The sequence below is a fragment of the Methanolobus psychrotolerans genome (assembly GCF_002243045.1).
Lineage (GTDB): Archaea > Halobacteriota > Methanosarcinia > Methanosarcinales > Methanosarcinaceae > Methanolobus > Methanolobus psychrotolerans.
The window spans coordinates 24,037-43,798 of record NZ_MBKP01000015.1; the positions used below are offsets into that span (position 1 = coordinate 24,037).

Genomic DNA, 19,762 nt, shown 5'->3' on the forward strand with positions numbered 1-19,762 from the left:
CAATAACTTTAAACAATAATATCAAAAAAAGTATTTAAATGGGGTAGACCACCCCATTTGAGTTAAATTATTCATCCAGTTTCGCAAGCAATTTCTCTCTTGCCTCACGGGCATCAGCACGACCTTTTGTCTTCTGCATGACCTTACCCACAATGAAGTTAAGGGATTTTTCCTTGCCGGCACGGTAGTCTGCCACAGCCTCCGGGTTCTCAGCTATTGCCTCTTCCACTGCTTTTGCAACGATATCATCCTCTACCTTGAGAAGTCCCTTCTCTTTGACAATATCCTGAGGTTTGCCTCCGTTATCAAGGACGGCACGTATGATCTCAACACCGCTCTGCTCTGTTATTTTGTTACTGGTTACAAGTTCGATAACTGAAACAATATCTTCCACTGTGAAAGCATCGACATTCAGATCACGGTAATTAAGCTCTCCTTTGAGAATATCTGCAACCCATACTGCTGCTGCCTTAGGGTCAACCTTTGATGCGACTTCTTCATAGAAATTAGCCACCTTAATCTCGGTTGTAAGTGCCCTTGCATGCATGTCGATAATACCATACTCTTTTATGAAGCGGTCTCTCTTTGCATCAGGGAGCTCCGGCAATGTCTTGAGTACTTCCGGTACCCAGTCTGCCACTCGCAGCGGTACGAGGTCAGGTTCAGGGAAATAACGATAGTCATTCTCTGTTTCCTTGGTACGCATAGACAGTGTAACGCCCCTGGCCTCATCGAAGTGCCTGGTTTCCAGTGTGATCTCTCCGCCACGTCTGATGTGGTTCTTTTGCCTCATTATTTCGTAGAGTAAAGCTCTCTCAGCTCCCTTGAAGGATGAGATATTCTTAACCTCAACACGTTCTCCCATATACACGGAGACGTTAGCATCCACCCTCATGGCTCCCTCCAGATCGCCATCGAATACGTCAAGGTAGTCAAGTATGCTCCTGAGCTTGTCCAGATAGCGTCTTGCTTCCTTGGGGCTTCTCATGTCGGGTTCGCTGACAATCTCAATAAGTGTCATGCCTGAACGGTTGTAGTTAATGAGTGTACCCTTGGACTTGTCAATGCTTCCCATGTGCTGGAGCCTTCCGGGGTCTTCTTCCATGTGAGCACGTGTTATCCTGATGACACGTTCTCCATCCTCACCTTCAATGACTATTTTCCCTTCACCTGCTATCGGGAAATCATACTGGGTGGTCTGGAAGCCCTTTGGCAGGTCAGGGTAGTAGTAGTTCTTCCTGTGAAACTGGGTCTGTTCTACGATGTTACAGTTCAGTGCAAGTCCTATCTTTATAGCAAACTCAACTGCCTTTTCATTGATAACAGGCAGTGAACCGGGAAGTCCCAGGCATACGGGGCATACGTGGGTGTTAGGTTCAGAGTCATGGTAGTTTGTGGAACAGCCGCAGAACAGCTTTGTGTTGAGCTTGTTCAGCTGGACGTGCACTTCAAGTCCTATCCTTACTCCGTCAGGGTTCTCGTAAACCATTATGCCACCTCCGGGGGTCTTCTGCTGTTATGATCAGTATTCTGCTCGAAACTGTAGGCTGCCTTGATGATTGTATTCTCATCGAAGTGCTTACCTATTATCTGCAGTCCCACAGGCATGTCGCCTGCAAATCCACATGGTACTGAGATGGATGGTACACCTGCAAGGTTGACAGGTACTGTGTTGACATCCGCAAGGTAGAGTGAAAGCGGGTCCTCTATCTTCTCACCGATCTTAAATGCCGGTGTTGGCATGGTTGGTGCCATGAGCACATCAACGTTAGCAAGAGCCTTATCAAAGTCCTGTTTCACAAGGGTCCTGACTTTGAGTGCTTTAAGATAGTACTTGTCATGGTAACCTGCCGAAAGCGCATATGTTCCAAGTAATATCCTGCGTTTGACCTCGGTACCGAAGCCTTCTGCACGGGTCTTTGATGCCATTACATGCCAGTTCTCGCCTTCGGTCCGAAGTCCATATCTGGTTCCGTCAAAACGGGCAAGGTTTGATGAGGCTTCACTCATGGCTATAATATAATATGATGCAAGGGCATATTTTGTGTGTGGCATGGATACCTTCTCGTAGGTAGCTCCCATGTCCTCGAATTTGCCGATTGCATCCCATACAGACTTCTCTACATCCTTATCGATGCCCTCTCCAAAGTATTCATCAGGCACACCTATCTTCATTCCTTTCACATCATCCTTCAGGGCATCGCTGTAAGTATTCTCCCTGTTGATCGATGTACTGTCCCTGTGGTCGTATCCTGCTACAACATCCATGATAGTTGCGATGTCTGCAACATTCGTTGCCAGAGGACCGATCTGTTCAAGTGAGTTTGCATAGGAGATGAGCCCGTATCTTGAAATACATCCGTAAGTTGGTTTTAGTCCTACCACGCCACAGAATGCTGCCGGACACCTGACCGAGCCGCCGGTGTCAGAGCCGAGGGATACTGGTGCCTCGCCTGCTGCAACGACAGCTGCACTGCCACCGGATGAACCGCCCGGGACCCTGTCCATATCCCATGGGTTAAATGTGGGTCCGTAACAGCTTGATTCGGTGGATGTGCCCATAGCAAACTCATCCATGTTTGTCTTTCCGAGAATTACCGCGCCTGCTTCCTTTAACCTCTCAATGACGTGTGCATCATAAGGTGGCACGTATCCCTGAAGTATCTTTGATGAGCAGGTTGTAGAAAGTCCTTTTGTGGATATGTTCTCCTTGATGGCGATAGGGACGCCTGCAAGAGGTCCTGCGTGTCCTTTTGCGTCAATTTCACGGGCTACATTTATTGCCTCGTCCCAGACGGTTGTGAATCCGTTAATCCTGCTCTTGCCGATTGTCTCTATATAAGCTGCTGTGACCTCTTCGGCTGAAGAGTCTGCGATCTTTTGTATGATGCCTGAAATGTCTGTCCATGCTGCCATTTGTACACCTCACATGATCCTTGGGGCTTTGAAGTTGCCTTCCTGCTTGTTCTCAGTGTTTGCAAGCACATCTTCCTGCGGCATCGATTCTTGTACAACGTCTTTCCTGAACACGTTCACAATGTCCGCTACATGATATGTGGGTGGCACATTTTCGGTGTCGACCTCATCGAGCTGCCCGAAATAATCCAGTACGGAGTTGAGCTTCACTGCATACGCATCGGACTGTTTTGCATCGATCTCGATACGTGCGAGCCAGCCTACGTGCTCTACTTCTTCTTTAGTGATCATCGTAAGTTCCTCAGATTTGAAATGGGGTATAATATGTAGATATTTAAGTGTTAGAAAAGCAGACGATTATATTAAAAATGTTGGTTACTAAAGATCACAATCTGATTTTAATGCAATAAAAGTAACTATAAAAGTGTCACTGCTTTTTGCACCTATCATACAAAGATGATACATTGCTTGGAAGTTGAGGTGAAGTTATCAAAACCGTATTCTTCATAGGAAATTGAATATGATTGGAATGCAGGAATCCTCGGAATTCAGACCAGATCTTGAGCAATCATTATTTTAATGTACTACATAATAGTGCTAGTAATCCTCCACTTTAGTCAATTGATACAGATCATGGTGGTTTTTACAGAGCCAGTTGGTGATATTATAGTGACTGCCACAATAAGTGACAAAGAATCTAAAAACAAAAACTTTGAAGAGCGATTTATAATAGAAAAGGACAGGCTTCTGAATTTCATAAAGGAGAGGAATGATTATATTAAAAACTTGCCTGAAGTTGAAAAGAAAGCATTTTTAGCCTCAATAGAGACGATAAAGGAAAGCAAAGACAAAATCGAAAGATTACTGCTGAAAAAAGAGCTCAATAAAGGTATTCATGAACTTCTTTTCTCTTTTGAAGAACTCCCTCTTTTTGGCAAAGAGTACTGGTTCATGAAATTCACAGCAAATGATGGCTCAAGATGCCAGTTTTTTCTCATGTTCGGCAGGTCTGCAGGGGATATTGAGGTCAATGGCAGGTATGTAGAGAACAGTCGGATAATAAATGATAGAACAGATGGATATTGTGTTTGCTGGGCATATGATGAAGTCCAGAGAAAGATTACGGATCATCTGGGAGTTATTGAAGTAAAAGAGGATGAAGTGACCTGTTCTACACAAGATATTCAGGCGAATTTTCATGGATCATTTCCGGAATATACACTTGATATCTCAAGTGGAGGCAAAAATATATGCCGTCTGGACATCAAAGAACCAGCAGATGGGATCTACAATTCAGAGTTGTCGGAAAATTTTAAAAGCTTATTCGGCTACAGAGTAGCTAACCTATATTTTGATTTTAAGGGTGTGTTGTTTGAGAAGAATTTCTCAGGGAAATGCTATGTTCAGAAAGTAATTGTTATAGGTCCGCTTGTTCCGTGGAAATGGTCGAGAATTGTTTTCAGGAACGGGTCAATCCTTACTTATTACATCCCCAATATCGAGTTTGTAGGATTGGAATATAATATACGTAATTTTATGGAATTCTATGATGGTGATACTAAGAGTATTCAGAGATTTAAAAAAGCCAAAGTGCATGAGTACCCTTCTGAAAAAGGAGATAAAAGATGGGTAATTACTGCAGAGGATGATAGGGTATTTGTGGTTATGAGGAGTTATTGCAAGGAACATTTCAATTTCACAAAAAACTTTAATTTCAGTTATGTAGAAAACCTCGTTGATGTCCTGGATCTGAAGATCGAGACCGATGATAAAGTCATAACTCTGGAAGAAACAGGCAGTGGGTTAGGCATGGTTGAAGATACATCCGGGTTTGTGATATGATCTTTGGCCGAAGTCTTAAACCCTTAAGTTATATTGAGGAAGCTAGAGGATCTTTGTGAAAAACGATGAATTAAAAAGATGGCTTTGAAATATTCATTATTTGATGGAAGGAATATGTCCGGATCTTCAAACATTTCATAGGATCTGGATGGGATACTTCCAGACCGATCGATGTTTGATGCGTAATTTTGTTATGCACATACAACATATTCCCTGATTACTACATTTTGTGGAGGTTTTATCTATGGGCATAATAAAAATGGTCCTGAAAGCTTCTTTAAAGAAAAAGTTCTACAAGGTCCAATTACTCACAAAGACGCTCTCCATGGCAAGTAAACGTCCTGATCTGCCTTTGTACACCCGGGTGCTTGCAGGTGGTCTTGCCATTTATGCTTTAAGTCCTATCGATCTTATCCCTGATTTTATTCCAATTCTGGGTTCAATTGATGATATTATCCTTGTTCCTCTGGGGTTCATACTGGTAATGAAAATGATCCCTGAACCTATTATGAAGGAGTGCAGGCATGGGGCTGAGCAGGAGCTGGCCAATAAGAAACTACCAACATCTGCCTGAGAAAAGTGGTACTTTTCCCCGTTGCTGGTAATAACATATATCTTATGCCGTGATAGTATCTTGAATACAGTGATCTTTTAAGGAGTTTGAGAACGGATGGGTGAGCAGGCAAATCCATGGGAATGCATTGAAGGAAAGGATATCCCCGCAACCATTGAGCTTGACCCGATAATCTTCTGTTACATTCCACCCGGTGCCCATGTCCTTGATATTGGTTGTGCAACTGGAAAAGTGAGTATTTCCCTTGTATCACGTGGTTTTTCAGTAACCAGTGTTGACATCAATACGGAAGCACTGAAAATGACCCGCTCTTCTTCAGGTTCACATAACTGTTCTCACATGCCGTTATTCGTGAAAGCCACTGCGACATCTCTCCCTTTTGCTGATGCGAGTTTTGATGCTGCAGTTATGCAGGCTTTCCTGACCATCGTAGTTTCAAAAGAAGACCGTGCACGAATAATCAGGGAAGTTTGCAGGGTGCTAAAACCAAAGGGCTGTCTCTACCTTGCAGATTTCGGACAGACGTGGCACTCGAAGATATATCGTGAGCGGTACATCAATGACCTGCCGGTGACAAAGGAGGAGGGTTCATTTTTGGTATATGACCAGAACACCGGAGAGATTGCTTATGTTGCTCATCATTTTACTGAGAAGGAACTTGTCTTTCTGTTGATCGAGAATGGGTTTAAGGTTGAGTTTTTCAAGAGGGATACGTTTGTGACGAGGACTGGGAATCGGGTTAATGGGTTTGTGATTGTAGCTACAAAAGTCTGAGATTATTTTTGTTTTCCCATCATTTTCTCAAAATCCCGTGCAGTATCAGATCAATGGATTGCTCCAGTACATCACGTGGTTTCTGCGTATCACTTTCACGTACAGCGGCAAGGATTGCAGCCATCTGGCCGGATGACACTATCAAGAGTACAATTTCAGGCGGATAGTCCCTGATCCAGCCTTCATTGATTCCGATTTTTATCTGGTCGATGAGGAACATAAAATTTGAAACTCCTTCCTGCTGGGCTTCTGTTGAAATGAATGGAGAGTAACAGAACTCTTGCATAAAAATTATCTTGGAGGGGTTCTCTAGACTCCATTTTGCGAAAGCCATGCTGACATTGCACAGCTTTTTCATGCAGTCCACCTTACTCCCGGCTACCTCTATTAATACGGCTCCAGCTTCTTTTTTTACGTCGAGGTAGAGGGTCTCGATAAGTTCCTCTTTCGTTTTGAAATAATGGAAAAGCGTTCTGGTCGCCACTCCAGCTTCCTCTCCATCACTCAGTTTGTCACCATCGGTGTCTGGGTTCAGAGGCTCGGTGCCATATTCATTTTCAGTAAGGTCGTCAATGCCGTCACCGTCACTATCGACTTCTGTCGGATCGCTTATCACGTGTAAGAAAATCTTGCCATCATTATCGATCACAACCCCGGCTTCTTCCCCATCTGTCAGTCCGTCGCCATCGGTGTCAGGATTCTCAGGATATGTATAGTACCAGTTACCAAGACCATCCCTGAAGCCGGATGTTTCGGTGATGTCAGGGAGCCCGTCTTCATCAGTATCTACAAAACTTTCGGAAATGGCCCTGAAAACATCAGGAAGGTCGTCGGCTGATGATACCTAGAAGCGTTGTTAGCCTGATTAAAAAAAGATTACAAGTTCAACTTAGATGAAGTCAAGTCCATACAAATTTGCGACATTCTCCATTTTTTTTTGCTTTATTCTCTTATTCCACTATCCCCTCCGCAAAATAGAAGTACAGACCATGCCCTGTCTCCTTCGCATCCTCCGCCGCTTCCAGCACGATCTCAGTCATCTCCCTTATCCAGTCTTCAACACTATCCATTGCAAGCAGTCTTTTGCATTCCTCAACAAGAGGTTCTGGGTCAAGATAGCTGCCTGTAACATAGGTCTCCATTAGCAAAGCAAGGTTGGGGTCATTTCCCAATTTCGAAACCTCGGCACAATATCTTTCCACTTCATCGTTGCTCCCCAGGAAATCTTCGTAACCGCCTTCAAGGGTTGTTATCACGATGTTGCCCGGTACCTCGTCATCCAGCAGGAACTCTATTTTCGGAGGAACCTTCCGGGACCCGGCCTGTTTTTCATCCCCCGCCGAAGATTCTGTTTTACTCTGATCGTAAACACCAAGTTCGGTAAGAGCATCGACAACAGCTTCCCTCACGTCTTTGTCAGGGTCGGCAAGAATGGCTTTCAGAGGTTCGATGGCCCTGGGATCATGTATTTTTCCAAGGGCTATAACCGCCTCTTTACGGAACAGTGTGTTTTGATCCTGAAGTACAGGAATGAGGACATCAACTGCTTCCTCGCCGATATCAACACACTTGTCACATCTTCTTTTGGTAACCCAGTAGATAGCAGCAGCCCGGCTTTTATCCGGTTCCCAATTCATTTCCAGCAGATCACAGAGTTTCTTGAGTATACCCTTGTCTTTCTCAAGCAGCAGGCTTTCAAGCAACGCTTCTGTTATCTCCGGGGAATGGATACGCAGCAGTCCGTCATAGGCTTTTTCGCGAATTTGCTTATCTTCATCCTTCAGGCAGGCAATGAGTGGTTTGATTATTCTTTCGTCTTTCATTCCATTCAGTGTCCAGGCCGCCCTTAATCTGATCTCCCTGTTCTCATCCTGCAAGGCATCTATCAAAAACTCAACAGCAGCAGGTCCAATTTCTCTCATTGCCTTTGCAGCCGTCATCCCGGAATCCTGATCTTTAAGGTGTGACGCGAAATAGGGCAATAAGTTCTCATCCCTGAACATCCTTAATGCACCGGTAGCCGAACTACGTACATTGCCATTGGGGTCACCCAGAACAGCTATCAGGGAATCTTTAGTGCTTTTATCACCGATTTTCCCAAGAGCAGATATTGCATTTGCACGTATTATTGGTTCCAGATCTAGTTCGTAACCTGGTTCAATGCTGAGCTTGTGAGGAAAAGAACCATTTTTCAGAAAAGGAAGGAGGTATTTAAGGGCTTGCGGATCACCTATCTGAGCCAGTGAGTCAATTGCAGTAGAAACCTGAAGCCAGTCATCTCCTTTGAGATTCTTTATTAGTTGTTCGATTGCAGGAGTTCCCATGCATCCGAGTAAGGATTCAATGGCTACGTATAATGAAGTATCAATGTCCTGATCCAAGTATTTGATCATTTTTTGTAATGCCGGTTTACCAATTCTCACAAGTGCACGGGAGGCATCATTGCGAATAACGGGGTTTTCATCAACAAGATGAGCAATCAATACTTCTACATGTTCTTTATTATCTTTTAGATTCTCTGCTGAAAAAGCGAGTTTTCGAAATTCACGCTTTCTTTCGTTCTCTCCAGCGGCTTTTCCTGATTTAAAAGTATCTAAGATTGAAGCAACTGTCTCCTTGTCGTAACGTCTCTCCAAATAATTTCTAATATCTTTTTTATATTCAAGTGACCTGCTATCACCTATTATAGCTAAAGAATATGCAGCTTCGTTAGCCAGAAAAGTACTGGGACTTCCAAGACATTTTGTCAGTGCATCTACAGTTCTCCCGTCACCTATACGTGCAAGAGCTCTCACTGCATGTTCCTGAATGCTGCTGTTTCCTTTTTCAAGTATCGATATCAGTGGTTCAACTGCACGATCATCCCCGATTTTTCCCAGAGCCCACACAGCATTATCTACTACCTGGGGTCTTTCATCTTCAAGAGCTGCAATAAGAGCATCCACAGCAGCAGGCCCCATTAAAGCCAGAGAATCTACGATATAAAAGCTGGTATGATTGTCAAAACACCATTCATAGTCTTCATAATGTTCAAGAATCTCCGGTACTGCTTCAGGTTCCCCCAGCTTAGCAAGGGTCTGGATAGCTGCTATCCGCTTACATGGATCAGGGCTTTCCTTAAGGATGTTTATGAGGCCATCAACATCCCTATCATTGCGCATTTGAGCGAATACTTTGCGTTCTTCAGGATTCACGGGCTTATCCTCCTATCGTCAGATTGTTCGTCAGTGTTGATAGCATAAACATCTGCAAATTTCTCTTTCAGGTGGAAGTAGTAGAGGTAGGCTTCGAGTTTATGCCTGTTTTCTCTGAGGCTCTTTATGAAATCCTCTATGCCTTTCTTTGCATTTTTCAGATTCTCCTCTGTGGGGTCCAGCTTGTATTCGCATAAAGGGATTAGGGCTTTGGGAAGGGCGTACTCAACGACACGCCACATTTCTACTCCTGATTTTTTGTACCTGTCAAGATAGGGGACGACCTGCACCAATAGTTCAAGTGCTTCTTCGTATTTTCCCAAGTTGAGCAGGGAATAGCCGCACCAGAGATATGCAACTGCGATATCGTCATACATCCCATGTTTCATCCAGAAATCATAATCATCTTGGGGTACGACGAAATTCTCGGCTGCCCAGCCAAATAGTTTATCAGCAGTGGCTGGATCAAAATCGGAAAGATTGAAATAAATAGCCTTCCTAAAGATATAATTACTGGCATCATGGATGCGACGGATATCTTTGTTCTGTTTTTCTTCTTCAGTCACTCCATAGAATTTTGAATCTGGAATTCGAAACGTCGTAAAATACTTAAAAAACCATATTGATTTTTGCTTGTTTCCAAAGTATCTATATGTTTTCCCCAATCCAGCATAAGCTTTGGCCATATTTGAATCAATTTCGGAGGGGTACTTTTCGAGTACCCCGTTTTCCTTCAGATAATTCTCCCATTCTGCATGTTTTTCTTCTAAAAAAATAGAAGATTTGTTTCTTTTAGCCATGCTTCCTCCTCATTGACTTACAGCTTCGATGGTAATTTTTACTGTGCTTGATATTGTGTTCCCTGTGTCAGGATCTATGTACTTATATGGTACTTCAGACAATCCACCTAGCTGTGATATCAAGTTCTGTTTGACTGCAGCGCTGTCAGGACTGTTTATGTAAAGTACAAATTCTTTATTAATAGTTGTATCCTTAAAGTATGAATTGTCTCCAAATTTATCAGTTACATAATTTGTGTTAAATTCTAATTCACCTGTAACTTTATTTGGTCCAATGTAATTCTTCAACTTTGACATTGACAAACTCTGTACAGCCTTTGCTTCTCCTATTTTCAGCGTATGCGGTGGGTTGCCGAAACGACCTGCGTAATCAATACCACCTTTATTCACATGGGATATCTGGACTACTGCATCTCCTCCGATATGCTTTGCCAGCAGATCTTCCGTATATGCACCCTTAAGGTTATTGACAAAACCGTTCACATGTGTGGATTTGCCTGCTTTCTGAGCTGCAGCTGCTTTCTTTGCATTGAATGTGCATCTGTCTTTCATAATCTCACCGGTATTGCCAATCTGTGACTTCAGGAATGTGTTCAGACCGGGATAGTCGGCAAAAGCATTTGTAGCATCCAGTGCCCTGTTGAATTTGACAAAGTCAATACCCTGTTCACTTAGTTTGATTATGGAGTTGTCGTCGAAGCCTTTAGCAACCAATCCGTAGTAGTCACTGCTTGACATTGCTTTTAAAACATCGGCCTTGAGCGACAACGACGGTATGTAGGGTACCAGCTTGATGGCAACAGTTCCAGCCTCGTCTGCATGTTTTGCACCAAACTCTCCTACGTTGGCTACTACTTTAGCCCCATCTCCCCACAGTGGAACAACGGCAGCAATATTCAGGACTGTACCAATCTCATCTCCATGGCTTACTGATGCCAATAAGTCCCTAACATCCCCGACAGCAACAAAACCGCTTATTAGGTGACCTGTCAGGTAGTAAACACTGTCATGCTCATCATAGCCAAATTCTCCAAGAACAATTCCAAGTCCTATCTCCTTAACAATTTCATAGTGACTATATCTCTTTTCATAGACCAGTGGATCATGATCAGGGTCATTATATTCCTCATAGTCGTTGTATCCGTCAAAATCGGTGTCCTTTATGAGTGGTTCTGTCCCGATCTCAAGTTCAAATCCGTCACCCAGTTTGTCGTTGTCACTGTCCCAATCCATCATGCCTGTGGAGAATTCTGCCTCGTCGGGATCGTCAATGCCGTCATTGTCTGAGTCAATTCTTTCTGGATTGCTGGTTACGTGTAAGAAAATCTTGCCATCATTATCGATCACAACCCCGGCTTCTTCCCCATCTGTCAGTCCGTCACCGTCTGTATCGGGATTCTCAGGATCTGTATAGTACCAGTTACCAAGACCATCCCTGAAACCGGATGTTTCGGTGATGTCAGGGAGTCCGTCTTCATCAGTATCTACAAAACTTTCGGAAATGACCCTGAAAACATCAGGAAGGTCGTCGGCTGATGATACCTAGAAGCGTTGTTAGCCTGATTAAAAAAAGATTACAAGTTCAACTTAGATGAAGTCAGTCCATACAAATTTGCGACAGCCTCCATATTTTTGTTTTATTCTCTTATTCCACTATCCCCTCCGCAAAATAGAAGTACAGACCATGCCCTGTCTCCTTCGCATCCTCCGCCGCTTCCAGCACGATCTCGGTCTTTCCCCTTATCCAGTCTTCAACTCCATCCATTGAGAGCAATCTTTTGCACTCTTCGGTCAGTGGCTCGGCATCAAGATGACTTCCGGTCACATAGGTTTCCATCAACAGGGCAAGGTTTGGAAAATCACCTAATTCCGAAACCTCGGCACAATATTTCTCAACCTCACTGTTGCTTCCAAGGAAATCTTCGTAGCCACCCTCAAGGGTTGTTATCATGATAGTTCCCGGCTCTTCATCATCCACAGGGAATTCTATCTTCTTCTCTTCAACAGCCTTTTTAACCGCAGGTTTTGCATCGGCAGGCACGCCTTCTGCTTCATATACATCTGCGAACTTCTCTTTCAGGTGGAAGTAGTAAAGATAGCCTTCAAACTTGTCTTTCTTTTCCCGAAGACTCTTTATGAAATCTTCAATTCCTTTCTTGGCACTTGCAAGATTCTCTTCCGAAGGATTCAGCTTGTATTCGCACAGTGGTATCAGAGCTTTGGTTAAAGCATACTCGACAGTACGCCACATCTCCACCCCGGTTTTCTTGTATTTATCAAGATAAGGTACGACCTGCACCAATAATTCAAGAGCTTCTTGATATTGATTTAGTCTAACTAAAGAGTAACTTCGCCAAAGGTGACCATAGGCAATATCATCATAATACTTGTGCTTTATCCAGAAATCAAAAGTACTTTCTTTGACTATAAAATCCTCAGCAGCGAATGAAAACATTCTATTAGCAGTTTTCAGGTCAGAATTTGATAAATCAAAGAATATTCCTTTTTTTAGTGCATATTCACCGTAGCTAAAAACAAGAGTTGTATCATCTTCATTAGAGATGCCCTCTAATCGTGAAGATGGGACATTAATTGTGGATAAAAACTTAAAAAACCAAACTGCTTTCTGTTTATTCCCTAAATATTTGTTAATCAGCCCTAAGTCACTATAAGCATAAAGTATTTCGAGATCTGTTTTTGGATTAAGATGGGAGGGGTATTCTTCGAATACACCCCTGTTCTGTAAAACTTTATCCCATTTTTCTTTCTTTTCTTCTAAAAAAATAGAAAACTTATCTTTCTTTGTCATGTTACCCTCTTCATTCGCTCACCGCTTTAATTGTGATTTTTACATATTCAGTTACATCTTGTCCAAGAGCATCTTTATACTTATAAGGTACTTCGGACAAACCACCTAATTGTGAAATCAAACTCGTTTTGATTGCAGCGCTGTCTGGGCCATTTATGTAAAGAACAAATTCTTTCTGAATAGATGGATTTTTTAGATATTCATCTCCAATTTCCTTTCGAGCATAATTCAGATTAAATTCTAGTTCGCCAGTTATATCGTTACGCTTGATATAATTCTTTACGTTAGACAATGACAAACTCTTCACAGCCTTAGCTTCTCCTATTTTCAGCGTAGTGCCGGAAATATCTGCATAGTCAATACCACCTTTGTTTACTTTAGATAATTTTACTAAAGCATCTGGGTTTTCACCGATGTACTTTGCCAGCAAATCTTCTGTATATGCGCCTTTAAGGTTATTGACAAAACCTGTAACATAAGTGGATTTGCCTAGTTTCTGGGCGTTAGCTGCTTTCTTTGCATTGAATGTACATCTTTTGTCCATGATTTTACCGGTACCATCTATCTGTGATCTCAAGAATTCGCTCAGACCTGGATAGTCGGCAAAAGCATTTGTAGCATCCAGTGCCCGGTTGAATTTGACAAAGTCTATTCCCTGTTCACTTAGTTTGATTATGGAGTTGTCGTCGAAGCCTTTAGCAACCAATCCGTAGTAGTCACTGCTTGACATTGCTTTTAAAACATCGGCCTTGAGCGACAACGACGGTATGTAGGGTACCAGCTTGATGGCAACAGTTCCAGCCTCATCTGCATGCTTTGCACCGAATTGACCGAACTTGGAGAGGACTTTTCCTGCATATCCCCACAGTGGAACGACGGCAGCAAGGTTCAGGACTGCACCTATTTCATCCCCATTATTCACTGATCCAAGGAAATCACGAAGGTCTCCAACGGCCACAAATCCACTGATAAGATGACCTGTCAGGTAGTATGCGCTGTCATGTTCATCATATCCGAATTCTCCAAGGACTGCACCAAGTATGACTTCTCTCGCAACCTCATATCTGGTTAATCTTTTATCATAGACAAGGGGATCATAATTATTATCTACGAATTCAGCTATGTCATTATAACCATCGAAATCAGTGTCCCAAAGCAGAGGTTCGGTACCCAGTTCTAATTCATGTCCGTCGCCCAGATAGTCGTGGTCACTGTCCCATTCAAGCATTCCTGTGCCGAATTCTGCTTCATCAGGGTCAAGGATTTCATCCCAGTCGGAGTCAACTCTTTCCGGATTGCTGGTTATGTGTAAGTATATCTTACCATCAACATCCATTACAACTCCGGCTTCCTCGCCGTCGGTAAGTCCGTCGCCGTCAGTGTCTGGATTCTCCGGGTCAGTGGTGTACCAGTTTCCAAGTCCGTCCCTGAAGCCATGGGTTTCCATTATGTCCGGAAGGCCGTCCTCATCGGTATCCTCAGATTCCAGTTCCCCGGAAATGGTTCGGAAAACATCCGGCAGGTCAGCGGCTGATGATACCGGGAAGTACTGGCCGCCTGTGGCTGTTGCAATGCTTGTCAATAAGGCGGTATCCACACTGCTTCCAAGACCGACAGTGTAGACGGCGATGTTATTGGCTATAGCTTGCTGGGTGCAATTGTTGCTGTAAAAATCCTATAAGTTAAATTTAAAAAGAGACGGCAGACTCAACTTCAATTGAAGTTGAATCTTCTTGTCCTAATTGCACTATATAGTAGCACATTTAGACCGAGAATTTTAATTTCTAGTGAGTTCTTCCTGAGACTTCTCTCTTTCTCGAAGAATCTTTGAAGGGTGCCTCCACCAGAAGCTATCTGGATAATAGCCACGCTCGATATATGGACATTCTTTCATTATCAAATTGATATTCGATTCAAACTGGCATCTTAAAACATCATCTAAAGCCCTTACTTTTATCCTTATATCACGAAGATCATAGTCGTCATCTAATTCCTTTAGTAAATATTCGATATCATCCCTTGAGTTCAAATCGTTTTCAACTTCCATATCTATAGGATCCAACTCGAGGAAAAAGCAAATCATAGTGGGATATTGATCAACAAGAAATTTAAGTTCGGCATAGAGTTTATCAGTATAATCTCTTCCTCTATTCTGCATAAAAGTCATTAATTTTTTGTTTATTCGTTCCTCTTCCTTCTTAAAATCCCGTACGTCTGCACCTTCCTCTAGAAGACTCTTGAATAAAAAGGATATACGGTATTTGCAGATTATCGGATCACCTGCCATATATCCTTCAAAGTTATCTGTTGAATCTAAACTTTGATCCAACTCATCGATTGTTCGCTCAAAGTTTTCTAAATCCTTTCTAATCCAATTAATTGTTTTTTTGTCCAAGCAATCACTCCATTAGGTTTACCAATGTGCCACAATTAACTAAGGTATCTATGTAAGTTGCTCTATTCTTGCGGAAACTTTGGATTTCCCCATCTACATTTCCAATCACTAGTTCTTTTGTCGTTCGATGATAAATGAGCATGTTTTGTCTTTGAACGTTGTAATAAATCTCAACTTCTTGCCTTTTGTTAATCAAATGCACTGCCATATCAACATATTGCTGCTTTCCTACAAGATCAGATAAGTCTCCACTCAAACCAAACTCCCTCCCATGCCTCATAAAATGGTCATTCAAATTTACTGCAGCGTTTTCAAATCTACCAGGCGACCACTTACCGATATACATAGTACTCAATAAAGTTTGAACTCGTTTTAAATCAACTCCTGCATCAGCGAGCCTCATGATAGTGTTGGTCGGAACATAGTGAGTGCTCTTTAAAGCTGAGGCAGCACCATCGAAAACAGCATCCAATGTTTTTATTTTTACAAGTTCAGGGGCATATGGAAGTACATGCTTTGCCAGTACCTTTGCAATATCAACAACCTTTGAAGGATATTTAGTGACAAAGAGACCTACTGCTCCCCCTACCTTTACTGCATCTCCTATTCCAGAGAAAGCACCTGCTGCATTGAATGCAGCACCAAGTTTATCACCATTGATTAGAGCCTGCACCGCATCTCGGGCATCTGCGACAGCACCAACAACAGGTACCAATGAGAAACCAATCCAGCCAACTAGATAGTAAGGTGAGGAAGCTATAGATTCATCAACAAAACAGCTGGCATTTCCGCCTTCTATTCCGGTTTCACCGAATACTGCTCGATGACTATGGCCCTGCCGATTTCAAGTACTTCTATATCAGGATTCGTCTTAAGAGTAATTCTTCCGTAAAATAAAAAAGAATAACAGATGACTTCAACCAAAGTTATCTGTTATTCAAGTTCGTTCACAAATCCCATGCTATTCAAAAAGATTCCAGGGAATATATCCCTGTACTTTTCTTCAATGTCATCAGGCTTAATATCTATTCCTTTATCACTTGCCAACAACAGGAGTGCACATCCAGGCAATCATTTATATTGCTAGTTTGAAAAGAATTCTTGATATGATTTTTCTGCTTTCTCAATCGCTATCCGAAACTCTTTTACTTCATCAGTATCAGTAAGTTTTGGATTCATACTTAATACTCTGTTAAGGAATTCTTTTGCCACTCGAATAAATTCTACTACTAGAGCATCAAGAGACACAGGTAGTCCCTCGTCAGGAATATTTGGGTTATAGCTTTTACCGTTAAAATCGTAAAAGCCCACATTAACCACATTTTTACCAGACATCTCCAGAATAAGATCAAAAGGAACACTTTGGTATCGTATAATGGCTCTCTTATTTTTTAATACGCCATCGATAGAAGAAAGCATTTTCATCAAATTTATATAGATATAATCATCTATCGGAAACATGCCTTCATGAGTTCCTGTCAAACATACTTCGTCAACTTTGACATTTATTCCAGTGAGTGCGTCAATTTCACCCATTGAAATCTGGCTTTCGAAATCTTTACCATATTCAATAATTATGGTTATATTCTTATGTACATCAGATGACATTGATCCACCCTCCTATGTCGGGATCCCAAGCCCAGACATTACTTCCTTTTATAGGGTATGCTGTTTTGATATTGCCTTTACTATCGAAAATAACTCTCATTTCATCGATACCATAGTTAAAACCATTGTCCGAAGGTTTGAATATATAGGCATAAGGATCATTAGGATCTATATTTCCTCTCTTTACGGCTTCGCATATTAGATCCTCCACATCCTTTTTGTCCATAACTGACGATAAAGTTCTTGGCACACCATTTCTTGAAATTGTTTGTCCAACCGGGAAAAACGTAGTGTACAATCCTTCTTTCAGTGTTCCTTCTATATGTCTGCCGTCAATATGAACCCATCCTCTTAAATCGTCACCATTTTCGAGCCATCTTATATCATTGCCATTTTTGGCAACACCGATCACCTTTGAAAGATCAACATCCTTGTCAGCAAGCGTGACTAGATCAGGAAGAATTTCATTTCCATGTTTATTCACCAGCCTCGTAGCCGCACCATCAAATATTATATCCAGAACTTTAAGTTTTACAAGATCAGGTGCATGCGGGAATGCGTACTTGCCCAATGCCTTGGCGACATCGCCTCCTTTATCCGGATATTTAGTGATAAAGAGACCTACTGCTCCCCCGACTTTTACGGCATCTCCAACACCTGAGAATGCCCCAGCAGCGTTTAGCGCAGCACCAAGTTCATCACCGTTGATAAGAGCCTGCACAGCATCTCTTGCATCTGCAACAGCACCAACAACAGGTACCAATGAGAAACCGATCCAGCCTACGAGATAGTAGGGTGAGGATGCTATTTCATAATCAACAAGGTAGCTAAGACTTCCGCTTTCAATTCCGGTCTCACCGAATACTGCTCCGAGAACTATGGCCCTGCCGATTTCAAGTGTGGGCGGGTCGATTATTTCTGCCGTATGTGTCAATGGGTCGGGGTCCACGCTATCAACGGGTTTACTATCTTCGGTATTTGAGTTTATAGATAAAAAAAGAAATAGCAGACTCAACTTGAATCTGTTTATTTGGTTTTGTAATATTATACCGTCTTTTCAGCACACAACTCAGGATTGAAACTTAGCATATTCTTCTCTGGATTTCTGTACTTCAAGGTAAATTCTGGATGGATGCCTCCACCAAAAACTCTCGGGAGCAGTTTCAACTTCAATAAAAGAGCACTCTTTCATGATCAAGTCAATATTCAACCGAAACCGACATTTTAATACATTGTCAAGAGCTTCCACTTTGATCTTCATATCATGAAGATCAAAGTCATGGTCCAGTTCCATCATCAGAATCTCTAGAATATCCCGGCCGGCTATGTCATTTCCAGTTTCGAGATCGATAGGATCAAGTTCAAGAAAGTAGCATACTGTGCTGGGGTAGGCTTTGATATAATGCTTCAATTCCTCGAAGAGTTTTTCTCTGGCATTACCTCTTTTCTGCTCAAAGGCTTCTAATCTCTTATTGATTTCTTCATATTGAACTCTTATCTCTGAAAGATTGATGCCTTTTGCTTCGTACCTTTCAATTGCAGATGCCATGGAATGTTTGCTCAAATATGGATGGGTTATGCTGTATTTACCAAGGTGCTTCAAAGATTCATAATTCAAATCCGTCTCTTCGACATCTTTCTTATATAACTTCAAACTATTTTGGAGCGTATCAATAATATCTTCGTTCATAATGTCCACATTCTGATTAATTTAGGTTTATAAGTTTACCTTCATTTATGAGATTGTCCACGTAATTCACTTTTGATCCATCAGGTTTCTCAAAAAGCCCAGGTATGAAAAACGTCTGAATTTCTCCAAGCTCATTTCCTGTAGCAAACTCCCCTGTAGCTCTGTTATATACTGCCATGTTCTCTATTCCTCGTTGATAGTAAATCTCAACCCCAGCAGGTCTGTTGATAAGATCAGTAGCTTTTTGCCTGTATTCTGATTCAGTTAGTATTCTACCCCATTCAAATTGATTCACTACGTGCTTATTATAATGGTTCTCAAAGTTCTTCGCCGCATCTCCAACTCTACCAGGTGACCATGCCCCGGTATATACAGTATCCAAGAGGGTTCTGGCCCTTTTAAGGTCAATTCCTTTATCGACTAGCTTTTTAACGGTTTCATAAGTAACTCCTTTGGCATTCAAGGCAGAAGCAGCCTCATCACATGTAGAATCCAGGACCTTTAATGCTGTATATGGTGGTATGTCATCAAGTACTTTGATCAGTACCTTTTGTATGTCACTAATTTTCGAAGAATACTTTGTAACAAACAAACCAACCGCGGCAGCCGTTTTTACGCCATCCCCTACACCCGAGAACGCGCCCGCAGCATTCATTGCGGCACCAAGTTCATCACCATTAATAAGCGCCTGTACCGCATCTCGGGCATCTGCAACAGCGCCTACAACAGGCACCAGTGAGAAACCGATCCAGCCCACGAGATAGTAGGGTGAGGATGCTATTTCATAATCAACAAGGTAGCTAAGACTTCCGTCTTCTATTCCGGTTTCACCGAACACGGCACCGAGAACTATGGCTCTGCCGATCTCAAGTGTGCTTGGACCGGAGCTTGCTTTTGTATGTTTAAGTGGCTCGGGGTCTTCGTCGTCGTCCAGTCCGTCGTGGTCAGTATCGGAACTCAGCGGATTTATTCCAAGTTCGTATTCTTCTAGGTCATTAAGGGAATCATCATCACTGTATTCCTCCGTGGGGTCGCTTATCACGTTGAAACTGTATTCGATATACGAGCCGGCGTTTGTCTGAAGTACTCCTACCTCCAGGCCGTCGATCAGGCCATCGCCATCGGTGTCAGGATTCTCAGGATCGGTGCAGTAAACATGG

At 42.4% G+C, this 19,762-nt stretch carries 19 protein-coding genes and 1 pseudogene; 3 read left to right on the forward strand and 17 right to left on the reverse strand.

The features are described 5' to 3' along the window. Positions 1–67: 67 nt before the first annotated feature. The 3 genes from gatB to gatC are packed head-to-tail and all read right to left on the reverse strand — an operon-like array spanning position 68 to position 3,207. Positions 68–1,489, reverse strand: a complete 1,422-nt coding sequence (gatB, locus tag BB781_RS06690) for an Asp-tRNA(Asn)/Glu-tRNA(Gln) amidotransferase subunit GatB (RefSeq protein WP_094227730.1) — start codon at positions 1,487–1,489, stop codon at positions 68–70. Further along, positions 1,489–2,916 carry an Asp-tRNA(Asn)/Glu-tRNA(Gln) amidotransferase subunit GatA gene (gene gatA, locus BB781_RS06695; protein WP_094227731.1) on the reverse strand — a complete coding sequence of 476 codons (1,428 nt, stop codon included), beginning with the start codon at positions 2,914–2,916 and terminating at the stop codon, positions 1,489–1,491. The genes gatB and gatA overlap by 1 nt, the downstream gene beginning before the upstream one ends. A 9-nt stretch (positions 2,917–2,925) precedes the next feature. Further along, complete coding sequence (gene gatC / locus BB781_RS06700) at positions 2,926–3,207, reverse strand: Asp-tRNA(Asn)/Glu-tRNA(Gln) amidotransferase subunit GatC (protein ID WP_094227732.1); 282 nt, start codon at positions 3,205–3,207, stop codon at positions 2,926–2,928. Positions 3,208–3,585: 378 nt separating this feature from the next. Between gatC and BB781_RS06705 the strand changes: the two genes are divergently transcribed. The 3 genes from BB781_RS06705 (at position 3,586) to BB781_RS06715 (ending at position 6,106) form a co-directional block, all read left to right on the forward strand. Next, complete coding sequence (locus BB781_RS06705) at positions 3,586–4,758, forward strand: hypothetical protein (RefSeq protein ID WP_094227745.1); 1,173 nt, start codon at positions 3,586–3,588, stop codon at positions 4,756–4,758. Positions 4,759–5,002: 244 nt separating this feature from the next. Then, positions 5,003–5,332, forward strand: coding sequence for a YkvA family protein (locus BB781_RS06710; protein ID WP_207205254.1), 330 nt, complete (start codon positions 5,003–5,005; stop codon positions 5,330–5,332). A gap of 96 nt (positions 5,333–5,428) precedes the next feature. Further along, entirely contained in the window at positions 5,429–6,106 is a 678-nt protein-coding gene (locus BB781_RS06715; protein ID WP_094227733.1) for a class I SAM-dependent methyltransferase, read from the forward strand. Positions 6,107–6,125: 19 nt separating this feature from the next. Here BB781_RS06715 and BB781_RS06720 read toward each other — a convergent pair whose 3' ends face one another. The 14 genes and pseudogenes from BB781_RS06720 to BB781_RS15665 form a co-directional block, all read right to left on the reverse strand. Continuing rightward, complete coding sequence (locus BB781_RS06720) at positions 6,126–6,755, reverse strand: TetR/AcrR family transcriptional regulator (protein ID WP_207205255.1); 630 nt, start codon at positions 6,753–6,755, stop codon at positions 6,126–6,128. A gap of 6 nt (positions 6,756–6,761) precedes the next feature. Next, positions 6,762–6,911, reverse strand: a pseudogene (locus BB781_RS16440) (hypothetical protein); the annotation flags it as partial. 145 nt (positions 6,912–7,056) lie between these two features. After that, positions 7,057–9,300, reverse strand: a complete 2,244-nt coding sequence (locus BB781_RS06725; RefSeq protein ID WP_094227735.1) for a HEAT repeat domain-containing protein — start codon at positions 9,298–9,300, stop codon at positions 7,057–7,059. Beyond that, positions 9,297–10,100, reverse strand: a complete 804-nt coding sequence (locus tag BB781_RS06730; RefSeq protein WP_094227736.1) for a hypothetical protein — start codon at positions 10,098–10,100, stop codon at positions 9,297–9,299. Before BB781_RS06730 ends, BB781_RS06725 begins: the two co-directional genes overlap by 4 nt. Before the next feature lie 9 nt (positions 10,101–10,109). Next, positions 10,110–11,447 carry a hypothetical protein gene (locus BB781_RS06735; RefSeq protein WP_094227737.1) on the reverse strand — a complete coding sequence of 446 codons (1,338 nt, stop codon included), beginning with the start codon at positions 11,445–11,447 and terminating at the stop codon, positions 10,110–10,112. Positions 11,448–11,745: 298 nt separating this feature from the next. After that, complete coding sequence (locus tag BB781_RS06740; RefSeq protein ID WP_094227738.1) at positions 11,746–12,909, reverse strand: hypothetical protein; 1,164 nt, start codon at positions 12,907–12,909, stop codon at positions 11,746–11,748. 10 nt (positions 12,910–12,919) lie between these two features. Further along, a complete protein-coding gene (locus BB781_RS06745) occupies positions 12,920–14,491 on the reverse strand; it encodes a hypothetical protein (protein ID WP_094227739.1) in 1,572 nt (523 codons plus the stop codon). 195 nt (positions 14,492–14,686) lie between these two features. Further along, positions 14,687–15,304, reverse strand: a complete 618-nt coding sequence (locus BB781_RS06750; protein ID WP_094227740.1) for a hypothetical protein — start codon at positions 15,302–15,304, stop codon at positions 14,687–14,689. A gap of 4 nt (positions 15,305–15,308) precedes the next feature. Beyond that, positions 15,309–16,019, reverse strand: a complete 711-nt coding sequence (locus BB781_RS06755; protein WP_094227741.1) for a hypothetical protein — start codon at positions 16,017–16,019, stop codon at positions 15,309–15,311. Positions 16,020–16,099: 80 nt separating this feature from the next. After that, positions 16,100–16,228 (reverse strand): hypothetical protein, encoded by a 129-nt coding sequence (locus BB781_RS16335; protein ID WP_277985487.1) that lies wholly within the window; start codon positions 16,226–16,228, stop codon positions 16,100–16,102. Between the two features lie 159 nt (positions 16,229–16,387). Further along, positions 16,388–16,912, reverse strand: coding sequence for a hypothetical protein (locus BB781_RS06760; RefSeq protein WP_094227742.1), 525 nt, complete (start codon positions 16,910–16,912; stop codon positions 16,388–16,390). Further along, positions 16,902–17,927, reverse strand: a complete 1,026-nt coding sequence (locus BB781_RS06765) for a hypothetical protein (protein ID WP_164997802.1) — start codon at positions 17,925–17,927, stop codon at positions 16,902–16,904. Before BB781_RS06765 ends, BB781_RS06760 begins: the two co-directional genes overlap by 11 nt. 54 nt (positions 17,928–17,981) lie before the next feature. Further along, complete coding sequence (locus BB781_RS06770) at positions 17,982–18,602, reverse strand: hypothetical protein (protein WP_094227744.1); 621 nt, start codon at positions 18,600–18,602, stop codon at positions 17,982–17,984. A gap of 16 nt (positions 18,603–18,618) precedes the next feature. Next, on the reverse strand, positions 18,619–19,762 hold a 1,144-nt coding region (locus tag BB781_RS15665), incomplete at its 5' end, for a hypothetical protein (protein ID WP_207205256.1).